Annotated in this window: 2 protein-coding genes; one reads left to right on the top strand and one right to left on the bottom strand. The window is 42.3% G+C overall.

Annotated features, from left to right (window positions below):
- On the top strand, nt 1–1,448 hold a 1,448-nt coding region (gene polA / locus F6K38_RS39005), incomplete at its 5' end, for a DNA polymerase I (protein ID WP_287360288.1).
- Nucleotides 1,449–1,515: 67 nt separating this feature from the next.
- Here the strand turns inward: polA and F6K38_RS39010 are convergent.
- Nucleotides 1,516–1,752 carry a CopG family transcriptional regulator gene (locus F6K38_RS39010; protein WP_287360289.1) on the bottom strand — a complete coding sequence of 79 codons (237 nt, stop codon included), beginning with the start codon at nt 1,750–1,752 and terminating at the stop codon, nt 1,516–1,518.
- Nucleotides 1,753–2,734: the final 982 nt, after the last annotated feature.

A 2,734-nucleotide genomic window follows, 5' to 3' on the forward strand; every position in this document is an offset into this window, starting at 1 on the left:
ACTTAGGGCTGCACTATTTGGGAATAGAAGCACAAAGTTATGAGGACTTGGTTCCAAAAGGCAAAACTATCGGAGATTTAGACATTCCCACTGTAGCCGATTACTGTGGGATGGATGCTTATACCACCTTCGGAATAGTTTCTAAATTACGAGAAGAATTGGCGAAAATTCCAGCATTGCAGGAATTGTTGCTAGATGTAGAGCAACCCCTCGAACCGGTATTAGCTGAAATGGAATACCAGGGGATTAGTATTGATAAGGATTATCTGGAACAGTTCTCTCAAGAGCTGGAAAAGGATTTAGTGGCAATTAAGCAGCAAGCCTATCAAGATGCTGGAGAAGAATTTAATTTAGGTTCCCCTAAACAGCTCAGTCAGTTACTGTTTGAGAAACTAGGGTTAGATCGTAGGAAGTCTCGTAAAACCAAAACCGGTTACTCTACCGATGCTACTATATTAGCTAAATTACAAGGAGACCATCCCGTAGTAGATGCTATTGTGGAATACCGTAGCTTATCTAAATTGAAATCTACTTATGTGGATGCTTTACCAGCACTGATGCGTTCTGATACTAAACGAGTACATACGGATTTCAACCAGACCGTGACCACAACTGGTAGATTATCTTCATCTAGTCCTAATTTACAAAATATTCCTATTCGTACTGATTTTAGTCGCCAGATTCGGAAGGGTTTTATTCCAGAATCCGGTTGGCTGTTGGTATCTGCTGACTATTCCCAAATTGAGTTACGAATCCTAGCTCACTTGAGTCAAGAGCCAGTGCTAGTGGAAGCTTATCAAACTCAAGCGGATGTCCATACCTTGACAGCGCAAATGTTATTTGATAAAGAAGACATTACTGCTGAAGAGCGGCGCTTGGGTAAAATAATTAATTTTGGCGTAATTTACGGCATGGGAGCACAACGGTTTGCTCGCGAAGCTAAGGTATCGACAGCTGAAGGAAAAGAATTTATTGATCGATTGAACCAACGCTATCCTCTAGTGTTTGCTTATTTAGAGGAAACTAAGAAAAAAGCGATCGCACAAGGCTATGTAGAAACTATACTCGGACGCCGTCGCTACTTTAGCTTTAGTGGTAACAGTCTTAGAAGGCTGCAAGGTAAAGCTCTCGATCAGATTGATCTCGATAAACTTAAGAGTATCAATCCCTATGATGCTGGGTCATTAAGAGCAGCAGCAAATTCCCCCATTCAAGGCTCTAGCGCTGATATCATCAAAATTGCTATGGTTAATCTGTATCAAGAATTACAGAAATATCAGGCGCGGTTGCTATTACAAGTCCATGATGAATTAATCTTTGAAATTCCTCCAGATGAATGGGAAGAATTGCAGGTAAAAATTCGGGAAACTATGGAATCAGCAGTTGAGTTGAGTGTTCCTTTAGTTGTGGAAATACATGCTGGGGACAATTGGATGGAAGCGAAGTGAGGCAAAAGGCAATAGGCAATAGTGCGATCGCACTCATCAGCTTAGTGGTAAGCGTTAGGACGATACATTACCATTCCTCATGAGGCAGAGACATGAATTGTATCTTTGCCATCACTGGATCTAGCTCAGAATACTCTTTAGAGTAGACTTCATTGAGCTTATGTAAAATTTGATAGCGATTGTACCTTTTAAGATAAGCTTTTAATGCTTTTAGGTAGAGTTCACTACGGGACAAGCCCATCTGTTGAGCAAGGGCTTCTGCTTCTTCAAAAACTGAGTCTGGAAGTGAAATTTCAGTTTTCATCGTGACTTTAGCAACAAGCCCTAATTCTTAATCATACCTTGGTTATACCAAGATTGTAATAGATCCAGCACTTAGAAAACATTTGTTTTGCCTGTCCTATAGAATAGCCCCTACAGAGAATAGTGCGATCGCTCTTAGCGGAAGCTGAGGCCTTTGGCCACGCTACGCGAACGCTTCATCGCGAAGCGTCGGCTCTGCCGAATCGCTTTTGTGAATAATTGGTTGAGCAGGAGAGCTCGGGAGCAGGTCAAAGTCGCAGAAAAGATGAACTAGATACTATCATAGCAAGCTAAAACCCATGAGGGGGCTATAGCTTTACTACAAATGCTCTGCATAAGTGAAATGCTCCCTTTTAATTTCGACCTTAACCGATAATCACGGCTAAGTTATGCCACTGAGGGGGTAAAAATTAGCCTGTAAGCTCTGTATGGCAAGGGTTTCAGTTGGGTTGCCTTTGATAAGATGTCCCCAGGGATCCCCATAGCAATTGAACTTGACCAACGAAAAAATTAGGTTTCTAGACTTGGCCATCGCAAATAGGGGCGTTAATCAACCTGTCAATCGACCCAATCTTGTTTGGGATAGCATGGCTGAAAAGCTTACCCCAAGCCATTTTTAGCCTGGTTGTCACCCCTGAAGGTTATGCCATCATAGCGATGCAGAGGTGCGACCCGTGGCGAATTTAATTCGCCTACGGAAAGCGCACCTAAGCAGCCAAAGGGGGTTCCCCCCACTCACGCTTTGCATCAATACAATGACCAGCTGCTGAAAAGGTACCCTCAAGGGTACTGCCAAACTGGATTAGATCATTCTATAAATGTATTGATTGAAATTTATTACAGTAAAAGGTAAAATCCATGCCTTACAAATACTAGAATCCCTGTGTCTTCCAAGTTCCGATCAAATTGGGAGTAGATCAAAGTGGCAGAACAGATGAACTATGTAGCATCAGAGCAAGCTAAAACCCATGAGGGGGCTATAG

The organism is Moorena sp. SIO3B2 (genome assembly GCF_010692525.1).
Taxonomy (GTDB): domain Bacteria; phylum Cyanobacteriota; class Cyanobacteriia; order Cyanobacteriales; family Coleofasciculaceae; genus Moorena; species Moorena producens.

What these genes read in the sequence shown, in the direction of transcription:
- F6K38_RS39010 (WP_287360289.1), bottom strand. Translation starts at nt 1,752, where the DNA reads ATGAAAACTGAAATTTCACTTCCAGACTCAGTTTTTGAAGAAGCAGAA.